General features: G+C 72.3%; 17 protein-coding genes. 9 read left to right on the top strand and 8 right to left on the bottom strand.

The annotated features are described in order from the left end of the window. Positions 1-8: 8 nt before the first annotated feature. Positions 9-752, bottom strand: a complete 744-nt coding sequence (locus AC07A4_RS39090) for a PepSY domain-containing protein (RefSeq protein WP_478608707.1) — start codon at positions 750-752, stop codon at positions 9-11. Between the two features lie 139 nt (positions 753-891). On the opposite strand from AC07A4_RS39090, the gene AC07A4_RS39085 reads away from it, so the two are divergent. Beyond that, the gene (locus AC07A4_RS39085) at positions 892-1569 is read left to right on the top strand and encodes a response regulator transcription factor (RefSeq protein ID WP_478608705.1); all 678 of its coding nucleotides are present in this window, start codon (positions 892-894) and stop codon (positions 1567-1569) included. Then, on the top strand, positions 1566-3281 hold the full coding sequence (locus AC07A4_RS39080; protein WP_478608702.1) for a sensor histidine kinase: 1716 nt from the start codon (positions 1566-1568) through the stop codon (positions 3279-3281). The genes AC07A4_RS39085 and AC07A4_RS39080 overlap by 4 nt, the downstream gene beginning before the upstream one ends. Positions 3282-3366: 85 nt before the next feature. Here AC07A4_RS39080 and AC07A4_RS39075 read toward each other — a convergent pair whose 3' ends face one another. The 4 genes from AC07A4_RS39075 to AC07A4_RS39060 form a co-directional block, all read right to left on the bottom strand. Continuing rightward, positions 3367-3843, bottom strand: a complete 477-nt coding sequence (locus AC07A4_RS39075; protein ID WP_478608699.1) for a MarR family winged helix-turn-helix transcriptional regulator — start codon at positions 3841-3843, stop codon at positions 3367-3369. Positions 3844-3961: 118 nt separating this feature from the next. After that, complete coding sequence (locus AC07A4_RS39070; RefSeq protein WP_478608754.1) at positions 3962-4762, bottom strand: AIM24 family protein; 801 nt, start codon at positions 4760-4762, stop codon at positions 3962-3964. 23 nt (positions 4763-4785) lie between these two features. Next, positions 4786-5436 carry an AIM24 family protein gene (locus tag AC07A4_RS39065; RefSeq protein ID WP_478608697.1) on the bottom strand — a complete coding sequence of 217 codons (651 nt, stop codon included), beginning with the start codon at positions 5434-5436 and terminating at the stop codon, positions 4786-4788. A 1-nt stretch (position 5437) separates the two neighbouring features. Further along, positions 5438-6076 (bottom strand): AIM24 family protein, encoded by a 639-nt coding sequence (locus tag AC07A4_RS39060; protein WP_478608695.1) that lies wholly within the window; start codon positions 6074-6076, stop codon positions 5438-5440. A 144-nt stretch (positions 6077-6220) separates the two neighbouring features. Here AC07A4_RS39060 and AC07A4_RS39055 point away from each other — a divergent pair, with 144 nt between their 5' ends. From AC07A4_RS39055 to glxA, 7 genes are all read left to right on the top strand, one after another. Further along, positions 6221-6565 (top strand): DUF3817 domain-containing protein, encoded by a 345-nt coding sequence (locus AC07A4_RS39055; protein WP_478608693.1) that lies wholly within the window; start codon positions 6221-6223, stop codon positions 6563-6565. Next, positions 6562-6852: an MTH1187 family thiamine-binding protein gene (locus AC07A4_RS39050; protein WP_478608691.1), complete on the top strand. Its 291-nt coding sequence runs from the start codon at positions 6562-6564 to the stop codon at positions 6850-6852. The genes AC07A4_RS39055 and AC07A4_RS39050 overlap by 4 nt, the downstream gene beginning before the upstream one ends. 181 nt (positions 6853-7033) lie before the next feature. Next, positions 7034-7774: a hypothetical protein gene (locus tag AC07A4_RS39045; RefSeq protein ID WP_478608689.1), complete on the top strand. Its 741-nt coding sequence runs from the start codon at positions 7034-7036 to the stop codon at positions 7772-7774. Further along, the gene (locus AC07A4_RS39040; protein WP_478608687.1) at positions 7771-8451 is read left to right on the top strand and encodes a DUF4166 domain-containing protein; all 681 of its coding nucleotides are present in this window, start codon (positions 7771-7773) and stop codon (positions 8449-8451) included. The genes AC07A4_RS39045 and AC07A4_RS39040 overlap by 4 nt, the downstream gene beginning before the upstream one ends. After that, on the top strand, positions 8448-9077 hold the full coding sequence (locus AC07A4_RS39035; protein WP_478608685.1) for a TetR/AcrR family transcriptional regulator: 630 nt from the start codon (positions 8448-8450) through the stop codon (positions 9075-9077). Before AC07A4_RS39040 ends, AC07A4_RS39035 begins: the two co-directional genes overlap by 4 nt. Before the next feature lie 616 nt (positions 9078-9693). Next, positions 9694-11469, top strand: a complete 1776-nt coding sequence (locus AC07A4_RS39030) for a glycosyltransferase family 2 protein (RefSeq protein ID WP_478608683.1) — start codon at positions 9694-9696, stop codon at positions 11467-11469. Between the two features lie 7 nt (positions 11470-11476). Next, the gene (glxA, locus tag AC07A4_RS39025) at positions 11477-13450 is read left to right on the top strand and encodes a radical copper oxidase GlxA (protein ID WP_478608751.1); all 1974 of its coding nucleotides are present in this window, start codon (positions 11477-11479) and stop codon (positions 13448-13450) included. Positions 13451-13517: 67 nt separating this feature from the next. On the opposite strand, the gene AC07A4_RS39020 is transcribed toward glxA, so the two are convergent. The 3 genes from AC07A4_RS39020 to AC07A4_RS39010 form a co-directional block, all read right to left on the bottom strand. Beyond that, positions 13518-14282 (bottom strand): 2-phosphosulfolactate phosphatase, encoded by a 765-nt coding sequence (locus tag AC07A4_RS39020; protein WP_478608680.1) that lies wholly within the window; start codon positions 14280-14282, stop codon positions 13518-13520. A gap of 106 nt (positions 14283-14388) precedes the next feature. Then, positions 14389-15414, bottom strand: a complete 1026-nt coding sequence (locus tag AC07A4_RS39015) for a glycoside hydrolase family 6 protein (protein WP_478608749.1) — start codon at positions 15412-15414, stop codon at positions 14389-14391. A gap of 100 nt (positions 15415-15514) precedes the next feature. Continuing rightward, positions 15515-16513: an ArsR/SmtB family transcription factor gene (locus AC07A4_RS39010; protein ID WP_478608677.1), complete on the bottom strand. Its 999-nt coding sequence runs from the start codon at positions 16511-16513 to the stop codon at positions 15515-15517. Positions 16514-16519 lie beyond the last annotated feature (6 nt).

The raw sequence follows: 16519 nt of genomic DNA, 5'->3' as shown, positions 1-16519 counted from the left end.
GTGAGCGATCAGTCGTCGGCCTGGCCCGGGGTGACCTTCGCCGTGCGGGCGTCGACCGTCCAGTGCGACTCGGCGCCGGACGCCGAGACGGTCTCCACGTCCCAGACCCCGGCCCCGGCGACGTCGTCCTCGACGTCCACCGACGTGACCTGGCCCTTGCTGGCGGCGGCCTTCGCCGCGTCGGACGCCGACACCGACGCGCCCTTCAGGGCGGCGAGCACCTCGGCCGCGTCCTCCGCGTCCCGCTCGGTGTGGGAGCCGAGCACCTTGCCCGTGCCCGGGTCGACGTGCACGCTGTGCCAGGTCCGCCCGTCCTTGCCGAGGACGTCGACGTCCCAGATCAGGCCGCCGTCCTCGGTGTCCAGGTCGGCGGAGACCGCCGTGCCGGACGCGGACTTCAGGGCGGTGGCGATCGCGTCCGCGGCGCTCACCTTCGCTGCCTTGGCCGCGGCGGCGTCCCGCGCGTCGTCGTCCCGGTCGTCCCGGTCGCGGTCGTAGCGGTCCTCGTACCGGTCGTCGCGGTCGTCGTCCCGGTCATCCCGGTCGTCGTAACGGTCGTCGCGGTCGTCGTCGTACCGGTCGTCGTCGTCCCGCACCTGCGCCCCGCGGCTGCTGCCGTCGTCCTTCACCTGGACGCTCGACTTCCCGGCCGACGAACTCCCGTCGTCGCCGCTGAGTGCGAAGGTCGTGGCCGTCCCGCCGCCGATGAGAGCGGCGGCCGCGACGGTGGCGATGACGATGTTGCGCTTCATGAGGGTTCCTCCCGAGTGGCTGGCCCCGATCCCTTCCGGGGCCGTCCGTTCCGACGAGAAACACGTTGCCTGAACGTTCCTGAAGCCCCCCTGAAGAAGCCTGAAGAGTTCTTCAGCTTCGTTCCGGCATCCTGAACGCATGCGTCTGTTGATCGTCGAGGACGAGAAGCGCCTCGCCCTGTCCCTGGCCAAGGGCCTGACGGCCGAGGGCTACGCCGTCGACGTCGTCCACGACGGAGCCGAAGGGCTGCACCGGGCCACCGAGGTCGCGTACGACCTGCTCATCCTGGACATCATGCTCCCGGGCATGAACGGCTACCGGGTCTGCTCCACCCTGCGCGCCGCGGGCAACGACGTACCGATCCTGATGCTCACCGCGAAGGACGGCGAGTACGACGAGGCCGAGGGCCTGGACACGGGGGCCGACGACTACCTGACCAAGCCCTTCAGCTACGTCGTCCTCGTGGCCCGCGTGAAGGCGCTGCTCCGCCGCCGCGCGTCGGCCCCGTCCCCGGTGCACCGCATCGGGGACCTGAAGATCGACACAGCGGCCCGGCGCGTCTTCCGGGACGAGAACGGCGACGGCGGCACCGAGATCGCCCTGACCGCGAAGGAGTTCGCCGTCCTGGAGCAGCTCGTGCTGCGGGCGGGCCAGGTGGTGTCCAAGGCGGAGATCCTGGAGCACGTCTGGGACTTCGCGTACGAGGGCGACCCCAACATCGTCGAGGTGTACGTCAGCACGCTGCGCCGCAAACTGGGCGCACCGCTCATCAAGACCGTTCGGGGTGCCGGGTACCGGCTCGAGGTTCCGCGGTGAGGCGCCTCTTCGGCTCCGTACGGGCCCGTGCCGCGATCGGCGCGACCCTCGTCGTCGCGCTCGCCCTGGTCGCCGCGGGCGCGGCGGTGCTGCTCGCGCTGCGGACCAGCCTCATCCGCCAGGCGGACACCCAGGCCGAGTCCGCCGCCCGCAAGGTCGCCGCGCAGCTCGCGCCGGGCACCCCGTACGACGATCTGGACGTGACCGACGGCGACGACAACCCCGTCCAGGTCGTGACCGCGGACGGCCTCGTCGCCGCGGTCAGCGACGAGCTGTCGAAGATCGTGGGCACGGGTGTCAGCGGCGTGCGCCCCGACCCCCGGGTGAAGGACCCGGAGGAGGCGCGGCAGGAGCAGCAGGAGAAGGCGGAAGAGGAGCGGAAGAAGCAGAAGGAGCAGGAAGAGAAAGAAGAGAAGGAAGAGAAGGAAGAGGACGACAAGGGCGACAAGGGCGACGACGCGGATGAGGACGCGAGCGGCGACGCGGACGACGACCTGAGCGAGGCCGCCGAGGAGCGTCGCGAGGCCGCCGAGGAGCGCGTCGAGGACGCCGCCGAGGAAGCCGCCGAGGACGCCGGGTCCGACGATGACGACAGCTCCGGACCGCTGAAGATCGGTGAGATCGACAGCGAGGCCGACTTCGCCGACGGATCGGCGACCGTCGACGGCGAAAGCCAGGACTACCGCTTCGCCACGGTGAAGGTGAACACCGAGTCGAGGGGTGAGCTGACGGTCCACGCGGGCGCCCCGCTGACCGCCGAACAGAACGCCGTCACCACCGCGCTGACCGCGATGCTGATCGGCCTGCCGCTGCTGCTCGCCGTGATCGCGGCCGTGACCTGGCTGGTCACGCGTCGCGCGCTGCGGCCGGTGGACGCGATCCGGGCCGAGATGGCGGCGATCACCGCGTCCGAGGACCTGGGGCGCCGGGTGCCCGAGCCGGACACGCACGACGAGATCGCGCGCCTGGCCCGGACCACGAACGAGACCCTCACCGCCCTGCAGACGTCCGTGGAGCGCCAGCGCCGCTTCGTCGCCGACGCCTCGCACGAGCTGCGCAGCCCCATCGCCTCACTGCGCACCCAGCTCGAAGTCGGCGCCGCACACCCGGAGTTGCTGGATGTGGCGGGCGCCGTCGAGGACACCGTGCGGCTGCAGGACCTGGCCGCGGACCTGCTCCTTCTCGCCCGCCTCGACGCGGGGGAGAAGCCGGGCCAGAGCCGCGTGGAGCTCGCGGCCCTGACCCGTGAGGAGCTGTCGCAGCGCCTGACGGACCGCGTGCCGGTCACGACGAGGCTGGAGGGCGTCGAAGTGGCCGGATCGCGGGGTCAGTTGGCGCGGGTGCTGGGCAATCTGGTGACCAACGCCCAGCGGCACGCCCGCTCCGGGATCACCGTCACCACCCGGGTCGACGGGGCGTGGGCGGTCCTGGAGGTGGCCGACGACGGCGACGGGGTGCCGCCGGCGGAGCGCGAGCGGATCTTCGAGCGGTTCGTGCGCCTCGACGACGCGCGCAGCCGGGACGAAGGTGGTGCGGGCCTGGGGCTTGCGATCGCCCGCGATGTGGCCGCCCGGCACGGCGGCACCCTCACGGTCGACGAGGCCCCTGGCGGGGGCGCGCTGTTCCGGCTGTGCCTGCCGCGGGCGGTGCGGGAGAGCTCCGATGGGGCGCGGGGAACCGCGCGAACGGCCACGGACGGTCCGCGGCACTGAGGCCGCGCTCCGGAGCGCCAGGGAGGGGGGCGGGGGCGGCTTCGCGCCACCGCGCACCGGTCCTGGCTGCGGCACGGCACCCGCGTCAGGGCCTGCCGCGCAGTCCGCGCAGGTGTTCCGCGATCGGCGTCAGCGCCTTGTGCAGGTCGCTGAGCGCCTCCGTCGAGACGAGGTCGACGAAGTGCTGGCGCACGGACGCCACGTGGTGCGGGGCGACGCGCTTCATGGTCTCCATGCCCTCGTCGGTGAGGACGGTGAACAGTCCGCGCCGGTCGGACTCGCAGTTCTCCCGCCGGACGAGCCCGGCGTTCTCCATGCGGGTGATCTGGTGCGACAGGCGGCTCTTGGACTGCAGGGTGGCGGCCGCCAGATCGCTCATGCGCATGCGCAGATCGTCGGATTCGGAGAGATGTACGAGGATGTCGTAGTCGTTCATGGTCAGGTTGAACGGCTGGAGATCCTTCTCCAGCTGGTACGTCAGCATCCTGTTGACCTCCACGTGGGTGCGCCAGGCGCACTGTTCCTCGTCGGTCAGCCACTGCGGGGCCGTCTCGGTCTCCATGGAATCGATTCTACCTAAGAAGTTGAATTGCGAACGAGTGTCGGGGTGTGACACGCCTCGCACCCCCCGGGAAACCGAGGGGCACAGGCGTTCGCCGTCACACTCCGCAGACTACCGCTCACAGGCCGAAGCGACGCTGGAGGTCTCCTAGTTGTCCGGGAAGGCGCGGTCCCTGCGGCTGCTGTCCACGTTGGCCATGTTGCCCCGGACGGCCGGACGAGCCGCCGGCGCCCTGACCGCCCCCGGAGCCCCCTGCGCCCGGCACCCCGGCCTGCTGCGGCAGCGCGCCGGTGTCGACCTCCGCGCGCAGCGCCTCCGACGACTGCAGCAGCACCGTGCCCGCGCCCACGAACTCGAACTGGTGCTCCTCCCCGGACGTACCGCCGATCCCGGTGAGTGCGCGCAGGCCCCCGATGACCCCGCTCAGGTACTGGTGGTCGTAGTGGTGGCAGGGCGAGGGGCAGTCCGCCCAGCCGACGAGCGCCTGCGGGTCCACGCGGATCGGCGGCTCCATGAACACCACCGGACCACTGGAGACCGCGACGAACTTGCCCGTGCCGATCAGGGTCAGAAACCCGGGCACGATGGACTGCTTGAGGGCGAGACTTGGCTGAAAAGCGAGGAGGTTGCCGGAGCGGATCGTGAGGTTGCCGTCCTCGAGGTCGTAGGAGTTCACATCGAAGGCGCGGTCGGCGAGCAGCATCTTGCCCTGGCCCTCGGCCACCACCCAGTCGCTCGCGTGCAGCGGGGAGTGGAACGAGGTGCGCACGAGGCGGTCGAGGCGGCCGTGTCCGATGCCGTTGAAGTCGATGCGCCCGTAGTAGGCGATCATCTTGCCCTTCTGCAGGAACCACTGGTCGCCCTGGAGGTCCACGCAGAACGTGTAGTCGTTGACGTTGTCGTTGCTGGGCAGCGTCATCGGATCGAAGATCGCGGGGGTGCTCACAGCTTGTCCTCCGATGCCTGGACGTAGACCACGCCGTTGCCGCTGAGCTCCAGCTGGAAGGCCTCGCCGGAGCCGCGGCCCACCATGTCGCGCCAACTGAGCGCCGTGGAGAGTTTGTTGCGTACGTCACCGTGGTGGGCCACATAGGACTGGGGGTCCACGTGCACCGGGCGCTGCGGGGTGATCGGCAGCTCGATGACGCCGCCGTGGGCCATCACCGCGACCGCGCCGTGGCCCTTCAGGGTCGTGGTGAACAGGCCCTGGCCCGAGACCTGGCCGCGCACCATGCCCATCACGCCGCCCTGCGCGCCGAGGAACATCGTGCCCTGCTGGAGCGTGCCGTCGAAGGCGAGCAGGCGGTCCGCCTCCACGTACATCGTGTCGCCGCCGAGGGTGATCACATGGACGTGGTGGCCGCCGTGCCCGAACATCACCGTGCCGCTGCCCTCCACGGTCATCAGCGGCACCGACTCATGGGCGACGCGGCGCCCGAGCATGGACATCAGGCCGCCCTGGCCGCCGGTGATGTTGGGCGTGAAGGAGACGTCCCCCTGATAGGCGAGCATCGCGCCGCGCTGGCTGAACAGCTTCACGCCCGGCTGCAGCGTGGCCTCCACCATCTTCGCGTTGACCTCACGGAACGGCATGTCAGGCGTCTCCCGCGATCGTGTTGCGCTCACTGGGCTGGACGTACACGAGGCCCTCGCCCTCGAAGCGGATCTGGAAGGCCTCGCCGCCGCCCTCGCCGAGCAGATGGCGGAAGGTGACGCCGGACTGGAAGCTCTGCTTGAGATCGCCCTGGTGGGCCACATACGCCCCCGGGTCGACCTGGAGCGGATACTGCTTCGTGACGCGCAGGATCACCGCCGGGCCGTCCGACATGATCGCCGCCTGTCCCGTGCCCTGGACGGTGGTGGTGAAGACGCCGTTGCCCCGGGTGGCGCCGCGCAGGCCCGTGAACGTGGTGCCGGTGCGCAGGCCCGCGTCCGCGCACAGCAGATTGCTGGACTCCACATAGAGCTTCTCGCCCTGGAGGCGGACCAGGCTGATCTCCGTCGCCCGGTCGGCGAACCAGCAGGTGCCGTGGCCCTTGACCTCCATCACTGTCATCTCTTCGTCGGTCAGCCGCCGCGTCACCATGCCGCGGATGCCCTCGCCGCCCCCCGTGAGCTTCTTGAAGACCATCGTGCCGTCGTAGGCGACCATCGAACCGTTCTTCGCCTTGACCGCGTCGCCCGTCATGTCGACGGCGAGCACTCTGCTGCCTTGCATTCGGAACGTAGCCACGACAGCGAAGGTAGCCCCAGCGCCGACCCCCGCGACAGGGCTTCCGACCCTGAGCGCACCCGGGTAAATCCCTGATGCCACAATGGGGGGCGCTTGTGCATCCGTTCACAAGATCGACGTCGACCCCGCCACCGAAGGTGATCCGTGGACATCAAGACCGCTTCCGCACTCCGCCGCCTCCGCCTGGTCTCCGCGCCCGAGGCCGTGTCCTTCCTGCTCCTCCTCCTCTGCTCGGTGCTCAAGCGGACCACGGACTTCAATGCCGTCCCGGCGATGGGCATGATCCACGGTCTGCTCTTCGTGCTGTACGTGCTGTTCTGGCTCGACGCCTGGAACCGCACCAAGTGGAGCCTGAAGACGGCCGCCCTGTACTTCGTCCTCTCCGTCCTGCCCACCGGCGGTTTCTTCGCCGAGCGCAAGCTGAAGCGCGAGGCCGAGGCCGCCGTCATGGCCTCGCGCGCCCGCCGCGAGGGAGTCGTGAACGCGTGATCGTCGCCTTCTCCGTGACGCCGCTCGGCGTCGGCGAGGACGTGGGGGAGTACGTCGCCGACGCCGTCCGCGTCGTCCGCGCATCGGGCCTGCCGAACCGCACCGACGCGATGTTCACCTCCATCGAGGGCGAGTGGGACGAGGTCATGGACGTCGTCAAGCGCGCCGTCGCCGCCGTGGAGGCGCGGGCGCCACGGGTCTCCGTGGTCCTGAAGGCCGACATCCGTCCCGGTGTGACCGACGGGATGACCTCCAAGGTGGAGACCGTGGAGCGGCATCTGTCCTGACGTCCGACGCAGCCCCCGCCGACCGTTCGGCGGGGGCTTTCGCATGCCCGCGCGCGGGACGGCGTGCGAGCCGTCTTGAGCGAGTGCTCAAACTCCTGCTACTTTTCGGCCATCAGATTTGAGCGGTCGCTCAAAGACGCTGAGAGTCGCTGAGATTCCTGGTGACGTGGGGGTTGGTCGCATGAACCAGTACGGCTTGTACGTTGAAACCGTGATCCGCGCCGATCTCGACGACCTCTGGGCGCGCACCCAGGAGCCCGCCGCCCACCAGCGCTGGGACCTGCGCTTCACGGAGATCGACTACCTGCCCGCCGAGGACGGGGAGCCCCAGCGCTTCCGCTACGCCACCCGCGTCCTGCCGTTCCTCACGATCGCCGGGACCGGCGTCAGCGCGGGCGAGCGGCGACGGCCCGACGGGACCCGCACCTCGGCCCTCCGGTTCGCCTCGCCGCACCCGCTCTCGCCGCTCGCCGAGGGCAGCGGCTACTGGCGCTACGTCCCCACCGGCGACGGCGTCCGCTTCCTGACCGGCTACGACTACCGGCCGCGCTGGGGGCGCCTCGGCGCCCTCGCCGACCGCCTCGTCATCCGGCCGCTCATGGGCTGGGCCACCGCCTGGTCCTTCGACCGGCTGCGGCTGTGGCTGGAGCGCGGCATCACCCCGGAGCGGGGGCTCGCGCACGCGGCCGCCGAAGCCGTGGTCCGCGCGGCGGCCGTGGCCGGGGCGGCGGCCCTGGGCGGCCCCGCCGCCGCGCTCGCCGCCGTCCTCGCGGCGCTGCTGCTCCCGCCCCTGCCGACGACGCCCGCGGCCCGGCGCTGCCTGCGCAAACCGCCGGTGCGCGCGCGGGCGCCCCGCATCCTCGACCACCTGCCCGCGATCGCCCAAGGGCGCCGCACGGACCACCAGGAGCAGCCCGCGTGACCTCCCTCTTCCGCACCGTCCTCGGAGCCGGTTTCGAGCGGCTGCACCCCCAGCTCCAACGCCGCTTCTCCGTCGGGCTCGACAGCGGCGAGGCCTGCGTCGGCTACGGCGTCATGGACCGGATCTGGCACGGGCGGGGCTTCGTGAAGCCGTTCCTCGCCGTCGGCGCCACCCGCCACATCCTCGTCCCGCGCACCGGCCGGAACATTCCGTTCACCATCGAGAACGTGCCGTACGCCGACTCCTTCGGCCGGGAGACGGTGAGTTTCGTGCGCACCTTCCACTTCCCCGGGCGCGAACGGCGCTTCGATGCCCAGATGGTCCTCGCCCCCGAGGGCGACCGCGTGCTCGACTACCTCGGCACGCACCAGCACCTCGCCAGCGACCTGCACTTCGAGGCGTGCCCGGACGGCTCGCTCCTCATCCGCTCCGGGGAGCACCGCTTCCGCGAGGGACCCGTGGACGTACGGGTGCCGGACCTGATCGGCGGGGACGCCGAGGTGCGGGAGTCCTTCGACGACGCGACTGGGCGCTTCCGCGTCCGCGTCCGGGTCACCAACCGGTACGTCGGCCCCCTCTTCGGGTACGAGGGCTCCTTCCGCGCGGTCTACCGGGACGTCCGCGCGTGCGGCGTGCGGCCGGGGCTGCGGCCGGTGCGCGAGGAGGCCCGCGCGTGAGCGCCGACACCCGCGAGAAGCTCCTCGAAGGGGCGCTGCGCACCCTCACGGAACAGGGCATCGCCAAGACCTCCGCGCGCAGCGTCGCGGCCGCCGCCGGAGTGAACCAGGCGCTCGTCTTCTACCACTTCGGATCGGTCGACGAACTCCTCTCCCAGGCCTGCCGGTACGGCACCGAGCAGCGGGTCGCCCACTACCGGGAGGCGCTCAACGCCGTCACCACCCTGGGTGAACTCCTCGACGTCGGGCGGCGCGTGCACGAGGAGGAGCGGGCCGCCGGGCACGTGGCCGTGCTCGGGCAGCTGCTCGCCGGGGCGCAGACCCAGCCGCGGCTCGCGGCGGCGACGGCCGCGGGGCTCTCCCTGTGGGTCGAGGAGGTCGAGGCCGTCCTTGTGCGGGTCCTCGCCGCCTCGCCGCTCGGGGAGTTCGTGGATCCGGTGGGCCTTGCGCGGGCCGTCGCGGCGTCGTTCGTGGGCATCGAGCTGTACGAAGGGGTGGACGCGGAGGGGGCCGGGCGGGCCCTTGGCGCCCTGGAGGGGCTCGGGGCGCTCGTCGCCGCGCTGGACGGGCTCGGGCCTGTGGCCCAGCGGGCGGTCCGCCACCACCTCCGCCGGGCGCGGCGCTGAGCCTGGGAGGGTGCCCCTGGCCTTGCGGCCCCTGGCGCTCCGGCGCCCCCAGGGCTGGCGCCCCGCGTTGCCCGTCACCCGACGGCTTCGGTGCTGTGCCCACCCGTTCCGCCCTCTGGGCGGACCAGCTGCCCACAGCGGGGGGGGGGGGCTCCAAGGCTGCCGCTCCGCCCGCCGCGGGCCAGTTGCCCACAGCCGGGGGCGGGGCTCCGAGGCTGCCACGTGCCCTCGCCGCGGAGCGGCGGAGTGGTGTGGGCGGTGCGTGTGCTGCCGGGAAGGCTCGCCGCGGAGCGGCGGAGCGAGTGGGGGTCACCGCGCTGCGGGGAGGGGCGGGCGGGTGGGAAGGCCCGCCGCGGAGCGGCGGAGTGGTGGTGCGGTGCGCGTGCTGCCGGGAGGTGGGCGGGCGGGTGGGAAAGCCCGCCGCGGAGCGGCGGAGGTTCGCGCCGCGGAGCGGCGGAGGGCCGGGCCGGGGGTCGGGGCGGAACCCCGGGGTGCGAGGGGCCTGGGGGCCGGCCCGGCAGGGTAAAACCGCTCACTCGGACGCGCCCGGTTCGACACGCCGAAGAATCTCCCTTTTCGTGTGGGTATCGGCTCATTCGATCCCCAGGAGGGCACTGTGCGGCCGGAGGGCTACGACTACGACACCCACAGCCGGCTCGCCGGACCGCTCACCGAGCCCGAGAGCGGCGGCGAAGGCTACCGGGTCCAGTACCGGTCCCTCCTCGCCCACGAGCCCCGCCGAATACGCGCCGTCCTGCTGATGACGCTGGCCCCCCTCCTCACCGGCGCCCTGCTCGTCTACCTCGTCTGGCCGACCCACTGGACCAAGCGCGAGGGCGGCGACCGCTGGCTGGTCTGGCTCGACGTCACGATGCTGGTGGCGATCGGTCTGATCGAACTGTTCATGCTGGTCAACGTCGTGTCGATCGCCCACGCCACGATGGTGGCCCGCGACCCGGTGCCCGTCGTGCCCGAGCCGGGCACCCGCGTCGCCTTCCTGACGACGTACGTCCCGGGCAAGGAGCCCCTCTCCATGGTCCGCGCCACCCTCGAGGGCGCCGTGCGGATACACCACACCGGGCCGCTGGACGTCTGGCTGCTCGACGAGGGCGACGACGACGAGGCCAAGGCCCTGTGCGCGGAGCTCGGCGTGCGCCACTTCACCCGCAGCGGCGTACCGGAGTGGAACCGCAAGAAGGGCCCCCACAAGGCCCGTACCAAGCATGGCAATTACAACGCCTGGCTCGCCATGCACGGCGACGCCTACGAGTTCTTCGCCTCCGTCGACACCGACCACGTGCCGCTGCCGGGCTTCCTGGAGCGCATGATGGGCTTCTTCCGCGACCCGGACGTGGCGTTCGTGGTGGGGCCGCAGGTGTACGGCAACTACGTCTCGCCCGTCACCAAGGCCGCCGAGTCCCAGCAGTTCCTGTTCCACGCGCTGATCCAGCGGGCCGGGAACCGCTACCGGGCCCCCATGTTCGTCGGCACCAACAACGTGGTGCGCATCGCCGCGCTCAGACAGGTCGGCGGGCTCCACGACTCCATCACCGAGGACATGGCCACCGGCTTCGAACTGCACCGCCACCGCAACCCGGCGACCCGCCGCCACTGGCGGTCGGTGTACACCCCGGACGTGCTCGCCGTCGGCGAGGGCCCCGCTTCCTGGACCGACTTCTTCACCCAGCAGATGCGCTGGTCGCGCGGCACCTACGAGACGCTGTTCAAGCAGTACTGGAAGGCGCCCTTCACGATGCCTCCCGGGCGGCTCTTCTCGTACACCCTGATGCTCGTCTACTACCCGATGACCGCGGTGAACTGGCTGCTCGGCATCCTCAGCTGCGTGCTCTTCCTGTGGTTCGGCGCCTCCGGGACGCAGGTCGCCGCCTCCGTCTGGCTGATGCTGTATAGCGACGCCGCCGCCCTCCAGATCGGGCTCTACCTCTGGAACCGGCGGCACAACGTCTCCCCGCACGAGCCCGCGGGCTCCGGCGGGCTCGCGGGCATGGCGATGTCCGCCCTGTCCGCGCCCATCTACGCCAAGTCGCTCGGCGCCGCCCTCGTGCGCCGCCCCAGCCGCTTCGTCGTCACCCCCAAGGGCGGCGACGCCACCTGCGACCGGCTGCTGACCTTCCGCATCCATCTCTTCTGGGCGGCGGTCCTGGCCAGTTCGCTCGTCGCGTCGTTCGTGCTCGGCCACACCCATGTGGCGATGCGCACCTGGGCCGTGCTCGCCATGGCCATCTCGCTCGCGCCGGTCACGGTGTGGGGCGTCACCGCGGTCAGGGATCGCCGGGCCCGCAAGGCGGCGCGGCAGCGGCTCGCCGAGCGCGGCACCGACGGCGAGCCGGAGCCCGCGTTCGCCACCGGCACGACCACTGGAGGTAACTGACGTGGCCATGCGGCTCTCCAAGCTCTCCCCGCGCACCCGGAAGATCGCGCTCGGCGCGGGCGCGGGCGCCCTGCTCATCGGCCTGAACGCCCCGGCCGCCGTCTCCTTCGCCGAGGAGAAGTACCACGCGTACAAGATCGCCCAGCCCGGCTACAAGAAGAAGTACGGGTCCTGGAAGCAGCTCGCCATTCCCGAGGAGTTCCGCACCAACGCCATCCACGCGGCGCTCCTGCACACCGGCAAGGTGCTGATCGTCGCGGGCTCCGGCAACGAGCAGAAGAAATTCGACGCCGGGTCCTTCGACACCGTGCTGTGGGACCCGAAGCGGAACACCTTCAAGAAGGTGCCCACGCCCGCGGACTTCTTCTGCGCCGGACACGCCCAGCTGCCCGACGGACGGCTGCTCGTCGCCGGGGGCACCGCCCGCTATGAACTCCTCGACGACGAGGTGGAGCGCGCGGGCGGCGGCATGCGCGTGAAGAACGAGAACCCCGACGAACCCGTCGTCCTGAAGAAGGGCACGAAGTTCCGCTCCCCGTCGGGCGTCGAGTACGTCAGCAAGTTCGAGGTCGAAGTCCCCAAGGCCAAGCGGGACTTCGAGATCACGTACTCCAAGGCCGGAGTGATGCAGCCCTGGAAGACGAAGGTCACCGCGAGCGAGGCGCGCGTCTTCGTGGAGGCCGTGCGGGAGGGCGCGCAGTCCGTCACCGAGAAGTCCGCGCAGTACGAGATCGAGGGCCTCACCGGCAAGGAGGCCGACAACACGTACGGCATCGCCGAGAAGATCACCATGGAGAAGCAGGACTTCCAGGGCATCAAGGCGGCGTACGAGTTCGACCCGAAGGCCGAGCGGTACGTGCCGGTGGAGCCGATGGACAAGGCGCGCTGGTACCCCACGCTCGTCGGTCTGGAGGACGGGCGGGTGCTCGCGGTGTCCGGGCTCGACGACGTCGGCGTCATCGACCCTGGCGACAACGAGATCTACGACCCGAAGAGCAAGAAGTGGACCGACGGGCCCAAGCGCTACTTCCCGACCTATCCCGCGCTGTTCCTCACCAAGGGCGGCAAGCTGTTCTACCCCGCGTCCAACGCCGGGTACGGGCCCGCCGACAAGGGCCGCAAGCCCGGCCTGTGGGACCTGAAGACCAATAAGTTCACCAAGGTCCCCGGCCTCACCGACCTCGACCAGACGGAGACGTCCTCCTCGCTGCTCCTGCCGCCCGCACAGGACCAGAAGGTGATGATCCTCGGCGGCGGAGGCGTCGGCGAGTCCGACAAGGCCACCCGCCGCACGGCCGTCATCGACCTGAAGGAGGCGAACCCGTCCTTCAAGACGGGACCGCGACTTCCGCAGGGCACGCGGTACTTGAACAGCGTCATCATGCCGGACGACTCCGTCTTCACCACCAACGGCTCCAGCGACTACCGCGGCCGCAGCGCCAGCAACATCCTCAAGGCGCAGTTCTACGACCCGAAGGCCAACGCCGGCCGGGGCGCCTTCCGCACCGCCGCCGACCCGCTGGTGGGCCGCAACTACCACTCCGAGGCGCTGCTCCTGCCCGACGGGCGCGTCGCCACCTTCGGCTCCGACCCGCTCTTCGACAACGAGCAGAACACCAAGCTCGGCCACTTCGAGCAGCGCATGGAGATCTTCACCCCGCCCACGCTGCACAAGGCGGGCAAGGAGCGGCCCGTCCTCGGCGAGGGACCCGAGAACCTCCCGGCCGACGGCCGCGCCACCTTCCGCACCCCGCACCCCGAAAAGCTCGTCTCGGCCCGTCTGATGCGCCCGAGCGCGGTCACCCACACCACCGACGTCGAGCAGCGCTCCATCGCGCTGGGCCTGACCAAGGGCCCTGGCTCGGTGACGGTGGAGGTCCCGCGCGGGGACCCGGCGCTGGTGCCGCCCGGCTGGTACATGCTGTTCGTGACGGACGCGGGCGGCGCCTCCTCCGAGGCCCGCTGGGTGCACATCAAGTAACCGGCCGCCGGGCGGGGCGCGTTCGGGCGCGCGGCCCGAGCCGGAGCCGCGCCGCGGCCGGGAGCGCTCAGGCCGGGACGAACGCCCCGTGCCGAAGCACCGGCACCTGCTCGCACGCGTCCAGCTCCGTGGCGACCGCGACGTCCTCCGCGAAGCCGTCCTCGGTGAGCTCCCTGCCGGAGGCGCTGGCCGCGACGGCGGCCCCGACGGCCCTCTCGTCCCCGGCCGCCGCGAACGCCGCCGCGGCGGCGGCCGCCTCCGGCGACAGCGGCCCCCGGTCGTGCCCGCGCAGCGCGGCGATCACCGCGCCCGCCCCGAGCAGGTCCTCCACGGCGGGCCGCAGGCTGCCGTCCGGCCAGCGCTCGCCCGCGGCGATCACTCCGACGGGGCGTGCCGCGGTGCCGTGCCCCTGCGCGGCGAGCCACCGCCCGACGGCGGAGCCGTTGCGCAGCGACCCCGCGGCGACGGCCGCCCCGCCCGCCGCGGCCGCCGCGATGGCCGAGCCGTTGGGCGAGGGAAGCACCAGACGGGCCGCGAACGGCGCGCGGCGCAGCGCGGCCGGGGACAGCGACCACGGCGAGGCCTCGGTGACGGCGCGGCGCCCCACGGCCAGATGGGCGTCCATCTGGCGGGCGAAGGCCGTCGCGGTCTCGTCCCGCCACGGGTAGGGGAAGACTCTCGCCCCGGACTCCACGGCGACCGACACCGAGGTGGAGAACGACAGGACGTCCACGATGACCAGGCAGGACACCTGGGGGGCGAGCTGTTTCGCCCCGGCAGGACCCCACTCGAACCGTATGCCGTAGCCCGCTTGCGACAAGTCTTCCCGCATGGGCCACGAGGCTGCCACCCGCCGCCCCGCTTGGCCAGCGCGGACAGCGCGCCTCACGCGTCCCGGGAGTGACCTCCACACTTCGTCCACCTGGCCAACAGCGCGGCTACGCCTTCGCGTTGCGCGCCAGGCCGAGCGCGTAGTCCGGCCACCACTGTCCCGCCGCGGGGCCGCCCCGGCACGGGCCGTCCGAGTCTCCCGGCCGCTTGATCCACAGGTAGGCGTCGAGCAGCGGATCGCCCGTGCGGTCCGTGGGCCGGGTGCCGAGCCCGCGGCCCGGCGGGTTGCACCAGGCGTCCTGGCGGTCGCCGGCGAGCGGGCCGCGGCCGTTGCGGCTGCTGTCCATGACGAAGTGCTTGCCGCCGACGGCGGCGGACAGCGAACGGCCGTACGCCGTGGTGGTCTCGTCGCTCTGGAAGTTGGAGACGTTGAGCGAGAAGCCGTCGGCGGCGTCCACGCTCGCCCGCCGCAGCGGCCGCGCGAGCTTGCGGGCGTCGGCGATCCAGCCGGGGTTGCCCGCGTCCAGGTAGACCTTGACGCGCGGCTGCCGCTTGAGGCGCTGGATCGCCTCCGAGAGCAGCTGGTAGCGCTCCTCGTGGTACTCGGCGGGCGTGCAGCCGTCCACGATGTGCGCGACCGCGTCCGGCTCCAGGATCACCAGGGCCGGTCTTTCACCGATGGCGTCGGCGAAGGAGCCGAGCCACTGCCGGTAGTACGCCGCGTCGTGGGCGCCGCCCGCCGAGTGCTGCCCGCAGTCGCGGTGCGGGATGTTGTACGCCACGAGCACCGCCGTGCGGCCCTCGGCGGCGGCGCCCGCGGTGGCCTCGCGGATGTCCGGGGCCGGGTCGTCGCCCGCGGGCCAGACCGCCATCGGCTGCTCGGAGATCCGCTTGAGGGCCTCGGCGTCCTGGGTGCGGCCCTGTTCCTCCCAGGCGCGCACCTGCCGGGCGGCGGGGCTCTGCGGGTCCACCCAGAACGGGTGCGGCGGCGCCTTCGCGCCGGTGGCGGGCGTCTTGTCCTTCTTCTCCTTCTCGCCGGAGCCGCCCGAGCCCGGTCCGGAGGAGCACCCCGCCGCGAGCCCGAAGGCCGCGACGGCCGTGAGTGCCGTGAACGTGCGGAGCAGCCGGTGCATCCAGCCCCCTAGGGCGGTGGTGACGGTCGGGTGGGTGCCCGGCAATCGTGACATAGGGTACTAATCGCCCATGGGTGCGACACCGCCGACGCCCGGGGCGTCAGCCGCCCGCCGCAAGCGCGATGCCGAGCGGCGTCCGCTCGTACAGGACCTGGCGCCCGTACCGGCGCGAGACCAGCAGGCCCGCCGCGCGCAGCGCCCCCAGGTGCGCCGAGACCGACGACGGCGCGAGCGCGAGCCGCTCGGCAAGGGCGGACGTCGTGGCGGGCTCGGCGAGCGCGGCGAGCACGGCGGCGCGGTTGCGCCCGAGCAGCCGCACCAGCGACTCGGGGGCGCGGGTCTCGGACGTGGCTGACGCCGACGGCCCGGCCCACAGCCCCCCGATCCCGCGCGCCGGATACACCAGCGTCGGCTGCCACGGCGGGTCGAAGCCGCTCACCACGTCCGGCCAGCTGAACACGCTCGGCATCAGGACCAGGCCCCGCCCCTCCAGGCGCCGCGCGTGCCGCCCGCGCCACCGCACGGTCAGCGTCCCCGGCTCCCACGCGAGACGCCGGTCGAGCTCGGGAAGCAGCGCCCCGAGGCCGACCTCCGCGAGCCGCCGCGAGTGATAGGTGACATCGGCCTCCAGGAGCGCCCGGAGGCGGGGCCAGTGCGGCTCGACCAGGGCGTGCCAGGCCGCCTCCAGCGCGTCCGCCAACTCCGCCACCGCGCGTGCCGGTTCGGCCAGCATCCGACGGCCCAGGGGGCTCGCGGCGGCACCCGGCGTGTCCGCGAGCGCCCGCTCCATGTCGGCGCGCGCCGCCGTGGGCTCCGCCGCGCGCACTGCCGCGATCTCCTCCTCGAACGCCGCCGCCGGGCCCAGCGGCGGCGGCCCCAGGAAGTCCGGGCTGTGCCCGCGCGCGGGCATGAGCAGCCAGAGCGCCGCCAGGTCCAGGCGCGCGCACGCCGCCCGCGTTTCGCGCAGCCACCGCGGGTGGTAGCCGTGCCGCTCGCGCCGCTTGAGGGTGCGGACCGCCTCCTGCGTCTCCCACAGCGGCGACACCGCGAAGCGGCAGCGCAGCAGGTCGGCCTCGCCGAAGAACAGCTGGAAGGGCATCGGACC

Source organism: Streptomyces sp. NPDC043996, from assembly GCF_056435225.1.
The sequence above is the reverse complement of the archived record's forward strand: the minus strand, read 5'-3'. Positions and strand labels throughout refer to the sequence as shown.

Bases quoted from the DNA above. Each gene is read 5' to 3' on its own strand.
- AC07A4_RS39090 (WP_478608707.1), bottom strand. From the start codon at position 752: ATGAAGCGCAACATCGTCATCGCCACCGTCGCGGCCGCCGCTCTCATC.
- AC07A4_RS39085 (WP_478608705.1), top strand. From the start codon at position 892: ATGCGTCTGTTGATCGTCGAGGACGAGAAGCGCCTCGCCCTGTCCCTG.
- AC07A4_RS39075 (WP_478608699.1), bottom strand. From the start codon at position 3,843: ATGGAGACCGAGACGGCCCCGCAGTGGCTGACCGACGAGGAACAGTGC.
- AC07A4_RS39070 (WP_478608754.1), bottom strand. From the start codon at position 4,762: ATGACGCTGCCCAGCAACGACAACGTCAACGACTACACGTTCTGCGTG.
- AC07A4_RS39065 (WP_478608697.1), bottom strand. From the start codon at position 5,436: ATGCCGTTCCGTGAGGTCAACGCGAAGATGGTGGAGGCCACGCTGCAG.
- AC07A4_RS39045 (WP_478608689.1), top strand. From the start codon at position 7,034: ATGAACCAGTACGGCTTGTACGTTGAAACCGTGATCCGCGCCGATCTC.
- glxA (WP_478608751.1), top strand. From the start codon at position 11,477: ATGCGGCTCTCCAAGCTCTCCCCGCGCACCCGGAAGATCGCGCTCGGC.
- AC07A4_RS39020 (WP_478608680.1), bottom strand. From the start codon at position 14,282: ATGCGGGAAGACTTGTCGCAAGCGGGCTACGGCATACGGTTCGAGTGG.
- AC07A4_RS39015 (WP_478608749.1), bottom strand. From the start codon at position 15,414: ATGCACCGGCTGCTCCGCACGTTCACGGCACTCACGGCCGTCGCGGCC.
- AC07A4_RS39010 (WP_478608677.1), bottom strand. From the start codon at position 16,513: ATGCCCTTCCAGCTGTTCTTCGGCGAGGCCGACCTGCTGCGCTGCCGC.